The sequence below is a fragment of the Neobacillus sp. NRS-1170 genome (assembly GCF_050468025.1).
Genome location: NZ_JBITPF010000072.1, coordinates 57,991 through 74,461, shown reverse-complemented (window position 1 = coordinate 74,461; position 16,471 = coordinate 57,991). Strand labels below are relative to the sequence as shown.

Annotated in this window: 22 protein-coding genes and 1 pseudogene; 9 read left to right on the top strand and 14 right to left on the bottom strand. The window is 40.2% G+C overall.

The genetic code is table 11. The features are described from left to right. Positions 1-105 precede the first annotated feature (105 nt). From ACIFOT_RS26620 to ACIFOT_RS26610, 3 genes are all read left to right on the top strand, one after another. The gene (locus tag ACIFOT_RS26620; protein ID WP_430070195.1) at positions 106-579 is read left to right on the top strand and encodes a DUF3291 domain-containing protein; all 474 of its coding nucleotides are present in this window, start codon (positions 106-108) and stop codon (positions 577-579) included. Positions 580-800: 221 nt separating this feature from the next. Then, a complete protein-coding gene (locus ACIFOT_RS26615; RefSeq protein WP_430070192.1) occupies positions 801-1,121 on the top strand; it encodes a hypothetical protein in 321 nt (106 codons plus the stop codon). Positions 1,122-1,255: 134 nt separating this feature from the next. Continuing rightward, positions 1,256-1,969, top strand: a complete 714-nt coding sequence (locus ACIFOT_RS26610) for a sulfite exporter TauE/SafE family protein (RefSeq protein ID WP_430070189.1) — start codon at positions 1,256-1,258, stop codon at positions 1,967-1,969. 133 nt (positions 1,970-2,102) lie between these two features. Here the strand turns inward: ACIFOT_RS26610 and ACIFOT_RS26605 are convergent, their stop codons facing one another. Then, positions 2,103-2,636: a DUF3231 family protein gene (locus ACIFOT_RS26605; protein WP_430070186.1), complete on the bottom strand. Its 534-nt coding sequence runs from the start codon at positions 2,634-2,636 to the stop codon at positions 2,103-2,105. A gap of 273 nt (positions 2,637-2,909) precedes the next feature. Further along, positions 2,910-3,368 carry a nucleoside deaminase gene (locus ACIFOT_RS26600; protein ID WP_430070183.1) on the bottom strand — a complete coding sequence of 153 codons (459 nt, stop codon included), beginning with the start codon at positions 3,366-3,368 and terminating at the stop codon, positions 2,910-2,912. A gap of 192 nt (positions 3,369-3,560) precedes the next feature. Between ACIFOT_RS26600 and ACIFOT_RS26595 the strand changes: the two genes are divergently transcribed. Next, positions 3,561-4,181, top strand: coding sequence for an isochorismatase family cysteine hydrolase (locus ACIFOT_RS26595; RefSeq protein WP_430070180.1), 621 nt, complete (start codon positions 3,561-3,563; stop codon positions 4,179-4,181). Between the two features lie 485 nt (positions 4,182-4,666). Here ACIFOT_RS26595 and ACIFOT_RS26590 read toward each other — a convergent pair whose 3' ends face one another. Continuing rightward, a complete protein-coding gene (locus ACIFOT_RS26590; protein WP_430070177.1) occupies positions 4,667-5,869 on the bottom strand; it encodes a macrolide family glycosyltransferase in 1,203 nt (400 codons plus the stop codon). 234 nt (positions 5,870-6,103) lie between these two features. Here ACIFOT_RS26590 and ACIFOT_RS26585 point away from each other — a divergent pair, with 234 nt between their 5' ends. From ACIFOT_RS26585 to ACIFOT_RS26575, 3 genes are read left to right on the top strand one after another with little or no spacing between them, the layout of a single operon-like run. Then, positions 6,104-6,670, top strand: a complete 567-nt coding sequence (locus ACIFOT_RS26585; protein ID WP_430070174.1) for a hypothetical protein — start codon at positions 6,104-6,106, stop codon at positions 6,668-6,670. A gap of 1 nt (position 6,671) precedes the next feature. After that, positions 6,672-7,319 carry a PspA/IM30 family protein gene (locus ACIFOT_RS26580; RefSeq protein ID WP_430070170.1) on the top strand — a complete coding sequence of 216 codons (648 nt, stop codon included), beginning with the start codon at positions 6,672-6,674 and terminating at the stop codon, positions 7,317-7,319. Further along, entirely contained in the window at positions 7,319-7,756 is a 438-nt protein-coding gene (locus ACIFOT_RS26575) for a hypothetical protein (protein WP_430070167.1), read from the top strand. Before ACIFOT_RS26580 ends, ACIFOT_RS26575 begins: the two co-directional genes overlap by 1 nt. A gap of 79 nt (positions 7,757-7,835) precedes the next feature. Here ACIFOT_RS26575 and ACIFOT_RS26570 read toward each other — a convergent pair whose 3' ends face one another. From ACIFOT_RS26570 to ACIFOT_RS26555, 4 genes and pseudogenes are all read right to left on the bottom strand, one after another. Further along, positions 7,836-8,333 carry a M1 family aminopeptidase gene (locus tag ACIFOT_RS26570; protein WP_430070206.1) on the bottom strand — a complete coding sequence of 166 codons (498 nt, stop codon included), beginning with the start codon at positions 8,331-8,333 and terminating at the stop codon, positions 7,836-7,838. 38 nt (positions 8,334-8,371) lie between these two features. Next, positions 8,372-8,896: a hypothetical protein gene (locus ACIFOT_RS26565; protein WP_430070164.1), complete on the bottom strand. Its 525-nt coding sequence runs from the start codon at positions 8,894-8,896 to the stop codon at positions 8,372-8,374. Next, a complete protein-coding gene (locus ACIFOT_RS26560; protein ID WP_430070161.1) occupies positions 8,818-9,054 on the bottom strand; it encodes a hypothetical protein in 237 nt (78 codons plus the stop codon). Before ACIFOT_RS26560 ends, ACIFOT_RS26565 begins: the two co-directional genes overlap by 79 nt. Further along, positions 9,055-9,273: pseudogene (locus ACIFOT_RS26555) on the bottom strand (GNAT family N-acetyltransferase); the annotation flags it as partial. It abuts the gene before it with no gap. A gap of 353 nt (positions 9,274-9,626) precedes the next feature. Between ACIFOT_RS26555 and ACIFOT_RS26550 the strand changes: the two are divergent. Beyond that, positions 9,627-9,767, top strand: coding sequence for a hypothetical protein (locus ACIFOT_RS26550; protein WP_430070158.1), 141 nt, complete (start codon positions 9,627-9,629; stop codon positions 9,765-9,767). Between the two features lie 181 nt (positions 9,768-9,948). Here the strand turns inward: ACIFOT_RS26550 and ACIFOT_RS26545 are convergent, their stop codons facing one another. After that, complete coding sequence (locus ACIFOT_RS26545) at positions 9,949-10,164, bottom strand: hypothetical protein (protein ID WP_430070155.1); 216 nt, start codon at positions 10,162-10,164, stop codon at positions 9,949-9,951. Positions 10,165-10,411: 247 nt separating this feature from the next. Between ACIFOT_RS26545 and ACIFOT_RS26540 the strand changes: the two genes are divergently transcribed. Further along, positions 10,412-11,266, top strand: a complete 855-nt coding sequence (locus tag ACIFOT_RS26540; protein WP_430070203.1) for a hypothetical protein — start codon at positions 10,412-10,414, stop codon at positions 11,264-11,266. Positions 11,267-11,306: 40 nt separating this feature from the next. On the opposite strand, the gene ACIFOT_RS26535 is transcribed toward ACIFOT_RS26540, so the two are convergent. From ACIFOT_RS26535 to ACIFOT_RS26510, 6 genes are all read right to left on the bottom strand, one after another. Continuing rightward, positions 11,307-11,600 (bottom strand): YmaF family protein, encoded by a 294-nt coding sequence (locus ACIFOT_RS26535; RefSeq protein ID WP_430070201.1) that lies wholly within the window; start codon positions 11,598-11,600, stop codon positions 11,307-11,309. 300 nt (positions 11,601-11,900) lie between these two features. Further along, complete coding sequence (locus tag ACIFOT_RS26530; protein WP_430070152.1) at positions 11,901-12,440, bottom strand: CBO0543 family protein; 540 nt, start codon at positions 12,438-12,440, stop codon at positions 11,901-11,903. 110 nt (positions 12,441-12,550) lie between these two features. Then, the gene (locus ACIFOT_RS26525) at positions 12,551-13,009 is read right to left on the bottom strand and encodes a VOC family protein (protein WP_430070149.1); all 459 of its coding nucleotides are present in this window, start codon (positions 13,007-13,009) and stop codon (positions 12,551-12,553) included. Between the two features lie 102 nt (positions 13,010-13,111). Next, the gene (locus tag ACIFOT_RS26520; protein ID WP_430070146.1) at positions 13,112-13,558 is read right to left on the bottom strand and encodes a PaaI family thioesterase; all 447 of its coding nucleotides are present in this window, start codon (positions 13,556-13,558) and stop codon (positions 13,112-13,114) included. 44 nt (positions 13,559-13,602) lie between these two features. After that, positions 13,603-13,854 (bottom strand): hypothetical protein, encoded by a 252-nt coding sequence (locus ACIFOT_RS26515; RefSeq protein WP_430070144.1) that lies wholly within the window; start codon positions 13,852-13,854, stop codon positions 13,603-13,605. Positions 13,855-13,899: 45 nt separating this feature from the next. Then, the gene (locus tag ACIFOT_RS26510) at positions 13,900-16,269 is read right to left on the bottom strand and encodes an Ig-like domain-containing protein (RefSeq protein ID WP_430070141.1); all 2,370 of its coding nucleotides are present in this window, start codon (positions 16,267-16,269) and stop codon (positions 13,900-13,902) included. Between the last annotated feature and the right edge of the window lie 202 nt (positions 16,270-16,471).

Sequence of the window (16,471 nt, the reverse complement as noted above, 5' to 3'; positions counted from 1 at the left end):
CACAAATTTGTAGAATATACCGCTATTTAGTTTTAATCAATTTAGCCATTAGGAATTAGTCCAGTCCTTCTTGAATATATGTAGGTAAAAAGTGGAAATGGGGAGATGATGATGGCTTTTGTTGCAATCTATACTGTTGGGAGGCTAAAGCATCCGTATGAACATCCTGCCTCTCGTGAGTTTTTTGAAGTGGGATACGAGGTAATTCGACAGGCCGCTAAATCAGGGCAGCTTATAGAGGAGTTTTCACCTTATGGAGTGCCATTCCCTGAGGAAGCGATCAAAGGGGAAGGTGCGCCCATTCTTACACTAACTGTATGGAAAAGCCTGCAATCCTTATATCGGTTTACTTATTCAGGCCAACATAGGCAAGCCATAAGAGACAGGAACAAGTGGATTGAACCTTATCAGGGGAAACCACCTACATATGTGGTGTGGTGGACGGAAAAGGTGAAAGATGTTTCCTGGGAGGAGGCCTTCAAGAGATACAACTATTATATTCAGCATGGACCAACTCCTTATGCGTTTGATAATAAGCACGCATTTGATGAATCAGGTGAGCCGTTCTTGCTTAAATAGGCGCAGCTTTTACTACCTGCCCCATTCATAGAATTAGAGGAATTGTGTTAAAATTCTATTTGTAATTAGAGTTGGGAATATTGTGAAAATATATTAAGTTTACTAGTTTATATGGATTGGAAAATACAGATTAGGTACAGATGGTGCTTGGATTAAATAAGTTATGAGGAGTGGAAAAGGTTGTCACTCTCTTAATTTTAAAAAAAGATGGTGAATCTGGTATGAGAATAAATTTATCAGAAAAACAAATCGCGGAAATACAGCGAATTGTTCAAAAAGAACTTTTGATAAAAGGAATCGAACCAACAGATGAATATCTATTTATCCACTGTTTTTCGAAAATACAAAAAGAAACCGTCTATTATCATCTGTTAAGAGAAAATAACACATTGATTATCCGCTGCTATGCACGCGTGTTTGACAACATAGGTCTAAGCGTGATAATCAGAAGCACCGCAAAAAATGTATTTGAATATTTGGTAAACCAAACCGGATTACCAAACACACTCTATATAGAAAACGGGATTGAATTTTATATTTAAAAAGAAGGAACCTAAACCTTTTTTGAACGAATATGTTTAATAAACAAACTACCAATCCACTTCTGTGATAATATTAAGAAAGCACTGTTTTTGGCTTTTTTATTATCAATACATGTATTTAAGGAGGAAAATTAGTGGAGGTAGGTTTTCTATCAATTCTAGCTCTAGGGTTTGTGCTTGGTATCAAGCATGCAATAGAACCAGACCATGTGATTGCTGTGTCTACCATTGCTAGTCAAAGTAAAAAATTATTTCGCTCGTCTTTAGCAGGAGTATTCTGGGGAATAGGTCATACTGCTACATTATTTATTATTGGCATTATTCTTATTTTTATGAAGGGTGAAATACCTGAAAAATGGGCTATGTCACTTGAGTTTTTAGTAGGTATAATGCTTGTTTATCTTGGTGCTTCAACTATCCTTTCCTTTAAGAATATCCACTTACATCAGCATAAGCACGATGGAGAAAATCATAAACATGTCCACTCTCATAACCTTGGTAGTGAACATGAGCATAAAAACCAACATAAAAATGTTTCCTATTTAAAATCTTTGGTGATTGGTTTAGTACATGGCCTTGCTGGAAGTGGAGCCATGGTTCTATTAACAATGAGTACAGTTAAAAGTGTTTGGGAAGCAGCTATTTATATCCTTATATTTGGTACAGGGACAATTATTGGAATGCTTTTCTTTACCACAATAATAGGGATTCCATTCGTTTTCAGTGCCAAAAAATTAACGCTGAATAAAACACTTACTCAAGTAACCGGTGTGATTAGTATAGTGTTTGGGATTTTCTATATGTACAACTTAGGGATAACTGAAGGATTATTTAAACTTTGGATATAGTAGTTTTAATGGTTAGAGAGATGGATTTTCCATCTCTCTTCTTTAATGATCTGCAGTTAATTCATAAAAAGCCGCCGGTACATTAAGAGCTTTGTTATTCTACAAAAGCACCCGATAGTACAACAAGTATTTATCACTTGGCATTATTAATATATGGAGGAGCTTCTTGAATCCAATTTCGTTCTACCATAAGTTGTTTTAATGGTATTGCAACAGATAAATGCTTGAGTAAAAACTTTGAAAGCATAAATCCAATATCTGCACGTATTGATTCCGTTAATATTCTCATTCCATGAGTCATAGCAACTAAAAGGTTATAAGATAATAAATTAGCGATTTCTTGGTCCGTAGATTTCGCCCCTTCTGGGATAGCATGATAATCATCTATTGGCTTAGGTGCACTAGGTTTGGGTAATGACACACTTTCTTTCAATAGAAACTCATTTAATTCATTTACAATTTCTTTATGAACAAGGAAAACATTATTAACTTTTTCTTTTAATTCATTATCTTGAATTGTGTTTACCCAAACCTCCTCAAGTCGTAATGTATTTTGACCCATTCCTGCATATAGCCAAATATTACCTACCTCTAATGTATTTAATGGTTTTTTTTCACCATCTAAAAAAGGTTTAAAAGTATCATATAATATTTCAAAATAATTCAAATTAACCCCCCTGAAGAAACAATATTTATCAGTTAATTTTACCCAATATACCAAATTTATTCAGAATACTATTCTGGTTACTAACCTGCCCCGTTACTTCAATAAAAAAATGCATCTCTACTTATTGTAGAAACGCACCTTTACAGTTTAAGTGAAAGACATCACAATTTCTTGGTTGAAATATAAAAAGTGATACCAGTATACGGCATCACTAACGAATGTACGAAAGATAAACGTTGCGTGTTTAATTATAAACTTAATAATAAATGCATATTATTTAAAAATATATCCCTCAAATACTTTTAAACCTTCTTCATTTAATATTCTTTCAATCACTATTGGTTTTTGAGGACTTTTTTCAAAGACTTCCTTACAGGATATCATAATGTTACTCCCAGCTATTTCTGCTAATTGATCATGCGATACACTATATACCAATTTCCCTAAATTTGACCAAACCATTGCTCCTGAGCACATTACACAAGGTTCACAGCTGGTATATACGGTATATTCGCTTAAATCAAAAATATTATGTTCAGAACAAAACTTTCTTATAAGCCCAATTTCTGCATGATGAGTAGGATCACAGAAGGTATTTATTTTATTTTCTCCAATCATAACAATTTCTTCATCTTTAACTAAAATAGCTCCAAAAGGTTCATTTCCTTCTGTTCTAGCTTGTAAAGCCATTGCTATTGCTTTTCTTATAAAATATTCATCATTTTTTAACATCTTATAAGACCTCCATTTCAATACTTCTTTACTTTCTAAACAGATCAATATGGTCATCTAATCCTAATTGTTCATACCAAACTCCATTAAAAAACAGAATGAGTCCAAGCCCCCATCAATATATATTCATCAAGAACAAAGTTGAATTTTAAAAGACAGGATACTAATTTATGTGAATGGGAGGAAAAAAGAATGTTTAAACCCAATCCCTCTAACACCGCCATTGTCATAACGGACCCGCAAAATGACTTTCTGTCCCCCGGAGGTAAAGGATACCATTTAACAAAAAAAATTATTGAGCATTACAACACACTAGGTAACCTAGAAATTCTAATAAGTACAGCCATGAGTAAAGGATATCAACTTTTTATCTCCCCTCATTATATATATCCCCATGATTATAGTTGGCAATTTACTGGGGCTGAACAAGAAATGTTATTAAAGCTTCGAATATATCAAAAACAAAATGACTACACTTCTGTAGGAGCCGACTGGGTTCCGTCACTTAAGCCATACATTTTATCTAACCAAACTGTCATTGCGACATCCCATAAGATTGCCAGTCCACAGACAAATGATCTAGTGTACCAATTACGTCAGCATCGAAAAGAAAAGGTGATTTTGGCAGGTGTTCTATCAAACATTTGTGTAGAATCACATATGAGAGACTTAATCGAGAATGGATTCCAAACAGCTGTTGTTTATGATGCCACTGCCACCATAAGTGAGAAGGATTTTCAAGCAGCTATTACAAATTATCATGCATTCAGCAGTGCTACATGGTCAACTCAACAGGCGATCTCTCAATTATAACAAATAAAACACGGTCCCCCGAGTTCACTTTAAAAGGATTGCTTGCGAAAGCAACTCTTTTTATCATTCTAAAGATAAACAATAAAGCAGAACCAGCCCAGATTATTTACTTCTTTGTAATGATTGTAGTGAAAACTTAAAACAACGATTACAAGCATCGGAGCATATAGATGAAAAAACAAAAAATCAACTTTTAATTCAGGGAGGTTTTTATTTTGGGTATTTTAGCGAAAATCAACTGTAAATTAAAAGGGCACGTTTATGAAGAAACAGATTAGAGACCCGATGGATGGGGATATATTGCGACTTGGTTTATATGTAACCGATGTGGTCATGAAAAAGTAGTCACGAAGAGAGAGGATGAAGTTTAAACTAGTCATACCATCAGAGAAGGACAGATTGGTTAGTTTAATCTGTCCCTCTGTTTTTCAAAAAATACACCACAAGAAAAAGCCGCCAATAATGGCAGCTGAAAAATATATAATTTAGATGTCGTATTCTCGTTTAAATTCGAAAATTTCATCAACAGCCTGCTGATATCCTCCCGCTTTTTGAATGGATTCCCTTATGTTTGAAACAGCTCTATGGAAAGATGGATCATTAAACACATGATTGGCGGCTTCACGCAGTTGGTTTGTAGTCAAGCCTTGCATTGGTAATTGAATACCGGCTCCGATATTGGCGACTTGCCTGGCAATGATCGGCTGATCCGCGTTTTGTGGAATTACAATTAGCGGAACCCCGTAGTAGAGGCCCTCATTGGTACTATTCATTCCACCATGGGTGATAAATAATTTCGTGTGTTTCAGCACTTCCGTTTGTGGAACATAATTTTTCACAATGAAGTTTATAGGAATCTCTCCCAAATCAGATATTTGAGTTCTTTCCCCAATGGACATGACAACGGTATGATCAGTGTTCCCAAATGCTTCAAAACAAAGCTTATAAAAATCAATAGCTTGGTTAAAGACAGTCCCCAGTGAAATGTAAATTAGGCTTTTTCCCTCGATTGCTGTAAGGTCAAAGTTTTCTTGAATGAATCGTGTGGAAATCGAGGGACCTATAAATTTATAAGTTTGGTCGAAAGCTTCTCCAAAAGGTTGAAACTCCCTAGTTGTATAAACGATTGTAAGTGGTGCTGGATTACAAAAAACTTCGTAAGGAGAATAGATTTCAACACCATATTTTTCCTTACACCTCGCCGTCAGGCTTTGATATTCATCGTTTATTTCTTTAAGCAGTTCTGTAGGAATGTTTTTAGAAAGCTGTTCCAGCAGTTTATCGAATGATTCCTTTGTCTGTGCAAAGGATGTACAAGAATTGATGGCCGGAAGTTTAAGGATTTGGGCAAGTAACCGTCCACAACCAAACATGGAATCGTGGATGATGTAATCAAAATGTTCTCCCTCAATCTGTTCAAGCACGCTAGGTATGACAATATCTGCCGTATGTAAAAGTCCGTTAATTCTTTCAAGTAAATAATTTCTTCCACCCGACATAAAGGCTTTAATAAATTTTTGCCCGTCCAATGTTCGTACAGTAGCTCCCGTCTTCTCCATACGCTCACGGAAAGCTTCTATTGTAAAGTACACTACCTCTTCCCCGCGCGAAATAAGCTCTTGCACAACTCCAATCGTTGGATTGAAATGTCCTTCCGATCCGGCATTAATAAATAAAACACGCGCCATTTTTATCACTCCTAATGAAATTCTAACGTCCCCATATTTTTACTATTAAAACTTAATTCTACAACATCTGAATAAGTCCTTCTTCCACTAACCTCCCCTATTTTAAAAAAGACAGCAGCTGTGAAATTTTATTTTTTTATTAAGAAAAAGTTAAGGGGCATTATACATAATCAATCTTGTAACCGAGATAACAACAAAAAAATATAGACATTTCAGTTTAGGAGGAATTACACAATGAAGAAAAAATGGTTATTTTGGCTTCCAGTCGGGGCCGCTGCAATCTGGGCTGGTTCGCATCTACTTCCAGGTATCGGACACTTTGGCCACTTCGGCGGTCATGGCATGATGCAAGGAGGATCTGAGCAAGGCATGATGCAAGGCGGACAAGGTCCTGGTATGGCCCAGGGCGGCCCTGTACAAGGCATGATGCAAGGCGGTCAAGGTCATGGCATGATGGGCCATGTTGGGAAGCATGGCTTTGGTTTTGACTTCGGTTGGACAAGAACTCTTGTCGGTGCAGGTATTACACTCTTTGGCATCTCACTTCGCAAACATGCCGGAGATAAAGTATGGAAGAAGTGGGCTGGTTACGGATTAATTGGTGTAGGCCTTGCAGCAGCCTTAAAGGGAGCCTTTCCGTTTCTAGCAATTGGAGCGGGTGCTTACTGGTTGTTTAAGAAAACAGGTTCCTCTAAACAAAAGAGGTTCAGCACAAATGGCTATACGACAGCACCTGTGGTAAGCAGCAACTCACAAATTTTAGATGCATGGGAAAGAAATATTATTAAGGAGGAAAAGTAAAATGGGTATTTTTAATAGAGTAAAAACAATCGTTATGGCGGACTTACATGAATTATTAGATAAGGTGGAAGATCCAATCAGTCTATTAAATCAATATATGCGTGAATTGGACGAGCAAGTTGAGAAGGCAAAGGAAACATTGGGTCATCAGCTGTACTTAGAAAAACGTCATGAGCAGCTTGTGGCAGAATCCTTGGCAGTGGTTGCAAAACGTACACATCAAGCTGAGCTTGCAGTCGAAAAAGGTGAAGACACCATTGCAAGAATTGCTCTTCAAGAAAAGTTGCAACAGGAAGCAAAACTGAAGCTCTATCAAGAGCAGCATGCAGCAATGAAACAACAGACATCCGCTCTTCGTGAACAAATTGATGTATTGCTTGAAAAATACAACGAATTATCAAATAGACGACTTGTGCTAATCTCACGTGCACATGCAGCTAAGGCACAAGAGCAGCTTCAAAAAGCGGTTGCTTCCTTCAGTTCGGACAATGCCTTGAAAGGGTTCCGCCGTGTGGAAGATTATGTACAACAATTAGAGGCACAAGCTTCGGCTGCTTCCTACTTTATCCCTTCTGTCCCAACTGTAAACTTGGAAATACAAGAAGCGGTAGAACGTGAGTTGGCCTTGCTAAAGGAAAGTAAGGAATAATGAATCCAAATAGTTTCATAGAAAATTTGGAGACCGGACTGCAAGCAAAACTAGTTGATGTGAAAGAGCTGGTCCCAGGTAATTTAGCATCAATTGTTTCCCAATGGAGCGTAAACCTGGGGATTAGTGATTTTGATTTAGCCTTGTTTAGCATTTTACTCGTTTCCATCACTCTGACAGCTTTAGTTGTTGGATGGTACCTTCGCAGGTTTGGTAAGAAAAAATGGTTAGGATATATCATTAGTTCCATTGGCTTTCTTCCTATCTTGCCGATTATGATGGCCGGAACCCTTGTTTATTGGATGGGTAAACAATATTGGAAGGGCGGTAAAGTTCGCTCTAACAATGAATCTGCACCTAAGAACCCACGGAAGGAAGGATCCAGCATAGATGACTGGGAACAGGCATTAAAAGGATTGGAAAGAGTACAATCCTAATATCTAGGAAGACAGAAAGACTGCCCTTTGGCAGTCTTTTTTGATTTACGCCTTTATCAAGAATTATTTGGACTAGAATTCAATTCAAATAATAGTTTTTACTATCCGCTGAAACCTTTTCAGCAGGACCATATATTTTCTCTATAGCCTCTAGAGTTCGAATCTGGCAGATATCCATTTTATGTTCACTGCGTTTATCGATATACTCAAATTTCGATAAGTAGTGAAGCATATTAAAAAAGGTGGGCAGTCCCTTCATTTGAATCAAATAGTTCGATAATAAGAAGCCATCCCGATACATCGAGCCCTCTGGATTTGTGTAATCAATGGTTCCTAGTTCATCGATTGATTTCACCGATTTTTTGACTTCAATGGCTTTTGCCGCCCTTTCTGACGCCTTTTTGGGGTTGTATATGACATTCCCTGACGTATCTCGTACAATAGTCCCTTCTAAATACGACGCAAAACCTTCTTGTATGTAGATCGTCGCATTATCATTGGCGATGTCCCCCACCATTTTGTGCGTCAGTTCATGTGCGAGGAAACGAAAAATATTCTGCGAGCTATCCGTGGTAATTTTAAGGGACTCTCCAATCTCATTCCACCCGCCTAAACTTATCCATGTACCGTAGCAGAAGCCTCATCGGAAGATGGGTAGACTTTTATCGAAATCGGTTTTGGGTTCCAGTTAAACTTTTTAGAGTAAAAAGCGACAATGTCAGATGTGTCCTTAAGCGTTTGTTGCGCCGCTGTTTCTTGTCCTTTCGTGTAATAGACCGTCAGATTCCCTGTATCGGATGCCATTGTTTGAAACGGCACGTCATTCAGGATCCACTTATCATTGAATTTCAGCATTTGGTAAGTGATATAGTTCGTGGATTCTCCCAGCTTTGGATGGCTCATCGTCACACTTAAACTGACCGTTGCGGTTTTATCGTCTTCTTGACTAAAATTGAATAATTTTACAGATAAAGAGTAGCCTTGTTTTTTCTTAAACACAGCTTCTTCAATCCATCTTTGTTGTTCTTTGTAAAAAATAGCATTTTCCTTATTTTGATAGCTCATAAATAATGCTTGATCATTGTCATCCACGGACTTCTGGATTTGCAGCAAATCCCATTCAGGCGTCCCTTTTTCCACTTGTGGCTCACTGCTTTTTTTTCTTTAGACGTTTCGGCAGCAGGTGGTGTCTTCTCTTTTTCCGGCGATCCTTTTGCCTGTTCATTTTTACTGCGGCAGCCTACTAATAGGGCGCATAGGAGCAGGAGAACCCACCCTAAACTTAAAAACCTCTTCATCTATTTCTCCCCCTTTAACAAAGGAAACTTTGCAAGCTGCTCTCCCCAAGATGAAATGTTCGTCTCTATAAATCCAGCCTTTTGATAGACGAATTTTGCTGCTAGATTTTCAGGATGGTACCCAATCATGATAGAAGCTCCCTTTGCTCTATTAATGCGTTTTATCTCATTAATAACTAGAAGTATAGACTTTCCTCCCAGCCCTTTCCCTTCAAATTTTTATTAAGCATATAAATATATTCACCATTTTTACAATATTTCCTATATTTTCTTAGCTAGAATCACCTATTAAAATAAAAAAATGATCAATGTATAAAATTCAGCAAGAATGGTAAACATATAGATACCAAGAGTTGTTCCCCTTTTGCTCCTCAATTTGAGGGGTTTTTTTTATGGGATAAAAAGCAATTGTAGAATAGATGTAGAAATTTGTAGAATGCACCTCTTCATTTGTAGAATACCCAATGAATTTTGTAGAATGCACGCCTTATTTTGTAGAATAACTCCATGTATAAGAGACTAATAGTTTGTCCATACTGATGATAGTTCAGAAATCGAGGGGGAATGGCTAAATGAAGGAGAATAAATTGTTATTATCTGAGTTTGCTACAGAAGATGGTTTCGAGCTTAATAGGTATATCACCCAGTTGTTTGAGGTATTTTCTAATCTATCAAATGGCGACAATATGAATACAGAGCCAGCCCCGAAGTGAGGGCTGGCTTTTTTAATATTACTCCTCGATGTATTTAATCGATATGCCATTTACTCTAGTATCCTTTTCGTATGTTTTTGAAGACTTATTATAATTAACCTTTAAAGTGCTTTCGTTAAGCCATTCAATCGAAAAACTTTTATCCGACCTAAATGTATTTCCTGATTCATTCTCAAGATCTTCATCTTTCTTTAAATTGCGGGGAATAGTTTGTTGTTGCTCCGCAGTCTCTTAAGAAAACATACGCTACTTTATCTCCGCCTGGTGATGGGACACTTTTTAAAATTTGATTTCCACATGCACCTGCAAATACTAAATCCAATAAATATTTACCTGATATAAACACAACAAACAGTACTATTAATGTTATAAAAAGGGGCTTTATTCTTTTTTTCATTAAAAATCACTCTTCCTTACATTTTTTGGTAATTGTATCACATATATACATAGAATACCTATGTATATTTCCTGAAATTTTGACTTTTTTTGTAGTATTTCCCCGGAAAAACTCTAATTTTGCTAGTTTCTAGCTAAATTTAGGGGTGCAGTTTTTGTCTGACGATTCTGGAAGGAATTACGGAGCTTGGAACTAATATTAAGACTAAACCAGTAATAGAAACGTGAGGTGGGTTCGTTTGCTTAAAATGAAAAAGTTATTGGTTGTACTAGTGGCTATGGTGCTGCTGCATGTGTTTCCGAGTGTGGTTTCGGCAAAGGAGAATTCGTCGGGCTGGAAGCTTGAGGGTGGAACGTGGCATTTTTATGTTGCTGGGGTGATGAAGACGGGCTGGGTGCTGGATACCGGTCGCTGGTACTATTTAGGCGGTGATGGCGCGATGCGTACTGGCTGGGTGCAGGACGCGAGCCACTGGTATTATTTGGACAAGCATGGCGTGATGAAGACTGGATGGGTGCTGGATGGCGGCAAATGGTATTACCTGGATCAGCATGGGACAATGAAAACGGGTTGGGTGATGGTGTCAGGCACCTGGTATTACTTGGATTCGAAGGGCGCGATGGTGAAGGGTTGGAAATGGATTGGCTCGGGCTGGTATTATTTCAGTTTGCGTGATGGCGGGATGTTGCGGCAGAATTTTGCTGATGGATATTATTTGATGGATAACGGCCGGATGACGCTGGCTGGCAATGCGAATGTTGTTTCGGCTGTGGAAGGGTTGAAAAAGTGGATTGATGTGGGGTTGACGCAGTCCGGGCTGCAGTCGCGGCTGGGTGCCGGATATCATGATATGGTTGGGATTGAGAACGAAAAGTATTGGTTGTATACATTGAAAGTCAGCGGTCCTGGCACTTATAAGGCGGTGAATTGGGATGCCGATGATTTCGGAGCGGAAGATTTGGCGAATGGTTCTGCCGATGTCATTGTGCTCGTGTTTTGGGATAGCACGAAGAAAGCATTCCAGGTGTCGATGGATTATTTCGATGCAAACCACAAGTTCCATCATTATCATTCTTCTAAATATGATTATGAGTATAATTAAATTAATTGCCAGTCCCTTGAACCTTAGGGACTGGCTTTTTTTATACAAGCGGCGCGTTGATTAAAGTAGTGAAAAATAGGTCGTGAACATGGCCATCGTCCAGTGTGGTTGTTCCCTGGATTAAATGTATATGTTTACCTCCGCCGACATCGATAGCAGGACCAGTTGTAATAGCGACTTCGTGATGGTGATCTAAAAAGTCCGTATTCACCAAGATGCTATGAACATGACTATCCCCCATCGGAATCACCTCACTGGTCACGCCTGCGAAACGATGATTATGCCTGTCATCATCTTCCTCTGCTAACTTCGTACTAGCGGTGAATTCATGCACGTGGGTTTGAACGGTGTTTTCAGTATACCCAGACGGACTTACACTTTGATTTTTCCTATTCCTATTCGAATTGGCATTATCTTGATTCCAGCTCACAAGAACCCATCCCCCTCTTAAATAACGTACGAAAAAATTATATTCAAAGGGAACCTTTTTCATGAACTATTTGTACACCTTTTTAATTTTTAAATGAAGCCATTTTTTATAATTGTGAGACAATCATTTTTATCGCTATAAAAACTAGCAAGCCACCGCCGAGGAAATATAGAATTCTTCTAATAGGTTGTGTCCGTCACCGCTCTAATTGTAACTTTTACTCTTTTTTACAATCAAATCCACGATTGCCTTAATCACAATCAAACTGATAAGGCTAACAAGAAATGAGTAGAGATAGTTCCAGTTCAAGAGCTTATATATGCCCATTTTGGTAAAAAGAGGTGCCCCCACGAAGGAAATAAGGGCAGACACAAGAAGATTGCCAATGATATAAGGCTTCCATTTACTGCAATATTGGTAGAGAAGCGCAACTAGGCTGGGCACTATTCCAAAATCTGCAGCATTAAATCTTGCTGTAAAAAACAATAATTGATGAGGATATTGCCACAGGTTGAATTTAACTCCAGTTTCATCCAAAGTACCAACCGTAATGAAGGCTACAAGAAAGGCAATGGTGATGGGTAATATTCTTTGCCGGTCGATGAGGAATATGAATAGTAAAATTAGAGCGAAATTAACAATCGCAATAACCCACCATTGAAAGGAAAATAAATCAGTGTGAATCCAATATTCTTTTTGTAATTGGTTGAGGCTTTTTTGTAGCTCCTCGATTTGTTGATACATGTTGTCACAACCTCTGCATTGAAATTCAAATCTAATTTTTCCAATCTTATTTGTTTTAATCCATAATATAAAAAACCCCCGTGGCCCATATGACCAGGGAGTTCGTTGCTTTATGCATTTTGCAGCTGCTTCCATTTGCTGAGATGGATAACTCCAAGTTCTGGTTGCGGGGCTCCCTCTAGTACAGCCAAATATTCAAGCGAGTTTCCATCCGGATCCTCAAAGTAGTAACAAGCCGCCGGCATCCAGGCATGGACAACCGGTTCTGAAGCATCTAATCCAAACGCGGGCCGCAGCTCGATTCCTTTGCTTTCAAGGTATTGTGGCAGTTCATGTAATTGCTCTAGGGATAGCGCGAAAGCGAAATGTTTTTTGAAAAATTGTTCCTCCGGGACTTCCCATACTCCGAGCATTTGCTCTTTTGTACCAGGCTCACCAAGCCAGAAAAAGGCGACCCTTCTTTCGTTAAGCACATAGGCAAGATCCAGGTCGAGAGACTGATAGAATTCGATTGATTTTTCTAGGTTTTTGCAATAAACATGGGTTTCATATAGTTTTGCACTTTTCATTGAGCATACCACCAATCTGTATTTGATGATTTCATTTTAGTGGTTTATTAATTGGGAGACATTGTGCTTTGGAGGGATTATTTCTCCATCAAAAGTCGGAGGTTATTCTTTTGTCGATCTGCCCTTGGCCATGTCGCCCCTTAAGATCATGCATGTACTGGTGGAGTGGGCAACAAGGCTTTCTTTTTCGTCATAAACATGGCATTCTAGCAGGCCGATTGAGTTCCCCTTTTTGATAACTTGTCCAACGGCACGAAGCTTTGATTTCCAGATTGGTTTCAGGAAGTTTAGTTTTATTTCCACTGTGGTAAAAGCTTCATCGTCCGCCAAGGTGCTCGCGAACGCATAACCCATCGCAGCATCCGATAGGTCACAGAGGATTCCGCCATGTAGTGTCCCCATTGGATTGTATAACCGTTCCGAGGTTTCCATCTCCATGACTACCCTTCCCTCTTCTAGTTCTACTAGTTCAATCCCGAGCAGCTGCGTAATTGGTGCACTAGGAGCTTCTCCGGTTAATACTTTATTTAATTGATTATAATGCTTCATCGCCATGACCTCCATTTGTTTAGTTTGAATTTTCTGTATTTTAATCATAGCATAAATTGGATGGGCCTGTCTTTTTTGAGGAGTGGAACTAGAAGGGAGCGAATTATTCTAATAGTTGCTGATTGAGCTGCGTTATCCGCTGATTGGCTCCCTCTATCCGCTAATTGACAACCGTTATCCGCTAATTGACAACCGTTATCCGCTGATTGGGTTCCGCTATCCGCTAATTGACACCCGTTGTCCGCTGATTGGCTCCCTCTATCCGCTAATTGATTCTCCGCTATCCCCCGCCCCAACTAAAAACCCCCTCAGCAAACCGGCCAAGGGAGTCCTCTTACCCTCTACTTTAACGTCCCATTACTATTGAAGAAATACCATTTTCCTGAGATTTTCACCCTGCCCGTTACCATTGCTCCGCTCGGGTTGAGGTAATACCAGGCCTCTCCGATCTTCAGCCAGCCCGTTGCCATCGACCCGCTCGGGTTGAGGTAGTACCAGTACTTGCCGCTCTTCACCCAGCCTGTTGCCATTGCTCCGCTCGGCTTGAGGTAGTACCAGGCTCCGCCGTCCTTCAGCCAGCCTGTTGCCATTGCTCCGCTTGATTTGAGGTAATACCAGTTGGCGCCAACCTTCAGCCAGCCTGTTTGCATAACGCCATTGGCATTGGAATAATACCAGGTGCCTCCGACCTTATACCAGCCCTTTTTCAGCATAAAGCTGACGGGATCATAATAGAACCATTTTCCGTCCTGGAACACCCAGCCAGCAAGATTTGCCGCTGTCCCCGAGACGACAATCGTTACAGCCTCACTCACGTTACCAACCTTATCAATAGCGACTATAGTTAATACGGTGCCTGACACCTGCATCGGAATCGAAACTGAAAACTTGCCGTCCGAACCAGCTTCCGCTGAACTGATTACTTGGCCGCCGCCCTTTACTTCTATCTTGGAACCAGCCTCTGCCGTACCTGTGACCGCTTTATCCTTATCGGTTACGGCATTCACGACCGGCTTCCCAGGCGCATTCACATCTTTTACCACCACTACTGTCGCATCGCTTACATTACCAGCCTGATCAGTGGCCGTGACGCTCAGTTCGGTGCCTGACACCTGAAGTTTAATTGGAACTGAAAATTCACCATTTTCACCAGCTGTCGCAAAGCCTAAAACAGAACCGCCAGCCTTTACTTCTATCTTCGCACCGGCCTCCGCCGTACCTGTGACCGCTGGATCCTTATCCGTTACTTCCTTCACTTCTGGTTTCGCAGGCGGGGTTGTGTCCGATTCAATTGAGAAAAATCCTTTGGCGAATACCGTTGTGCTGTTACCTGCTTTATCTTTTATAAAAATAGAATCTATTTTCCAGACACCAGGCATCGTATCCTTCGTTGCCAGGTACCATCCCACCCACTCACGTGAAGTATCGTCATAAGTGAGACTGACTGAATCGTGGACATCGTGCTCCGGATTTGATATCCAGACGTCCACTGCATCCACACCAGATTTATCATCGAGTGCTGTCACGGCAATTTTTACTTTTTCTCCGGTTTTTGCGTTTGATGGACTGATTGCCACGGTTTCAAACGTTGGAGCTTTCGTATCTGCATCCTGGTTTGTGACAGTGAAGGTCTTTCCGTCCTGCCAAGCCCAAGTGCGATTTCCGGCCTTATCAGTCACATCCAGCGCCCTTAAGGTCCATCCCCCTGGCTCATCCCCAAGGCTAATTTTATACGTGCCGACCCATTTTTGTGACTGCTCATTGTATGTAAGGTCAACAGAACGCATTAAGCCGCTCGGACTTGCTAAAGAAACTGCCGCTCCGCTTACTCCTGATTGATCATCGTGCAATGCAGCAGAAATTCCGATTTCCTGTCCAAGGCTGACCTGTGTTGCGGAAAGCTCGACACTATCCACCACTGGTGCGGTCGTGTCAGCATTTGCGTTATTAATTGTAATTCCGCTTGGATCGCTAAACCAAGTATTGTTGCCTGCGGCATCGCTGGCATTCACTTCTACCGTCCAGGCTCCAGCTTCATCATTTTCCTGTACCTGATAGGAGCCAGCCCATTTTCCATCCGCCGCGTCAAACTTTAACGGGACTTCGCGGAAATCTCTGGAGTCACTTGTCAGGTAAACGGTTGCTGCCGTTACGCCTGTTTCATCGGCCGCAATTGCCGTAAAGTTTATGGTCTCCTTTGGTTTTGCACTTCTTGGAGAGACTTGTAAGTCCTTTACAACAGGCGGAGTAGCATCCGCGGCCGGATTCACGATGGTCACTTTGCCTTGTTCCTGCTGCTCAAAGTTGCCGGCTGCATCCCATGCTGAAACCTCTACCGTCCACGTTCCATTTTCGTCGATGGACTGCACTTTATACGTTCCCGTCCATTTTCCGGAAGCTGGATCGACGGACAGCGAGATGTAGCGGAATTGCCCTGAACTGCTGTAAAGATGGACATCCACCCCCTCCACCGCTGAATCGTCTGTCACCACTGCCGTAAATTGCACGTCCTCATCCGGCTTTGCTGTTGACGGTGAGGTTTGAAAATTTTGCACAACTGGCGCGGTCGTGTCATTTGCATTCGCAGCCGCTTGAGTTTTTACTTGATTGCTAGTGGATTTCGAAATAGTTTTTGAGCCAGTACTTGCCAGCCCCGCTCCCGGCAGCAGCAGCAAAAGGCTTAGCACTAATAGAAAAATCTTTTTCCCCAAACCAGATATCGCCTCCTTAAATTGTTATACAATGAAAAATATATTGCCAACTTGGACGTAAGATTCCATTAATTAGTAAAAAAATAATAGGCTTATAGCCCTAGCGATTTTTGTATGGACTTTTTAGTTCCCAGAATACGCTTTTCGAGCGCCCCCCTCCTCTATCTGCAAGTTTTTGGGTATAATAAAGGAATATGGATTT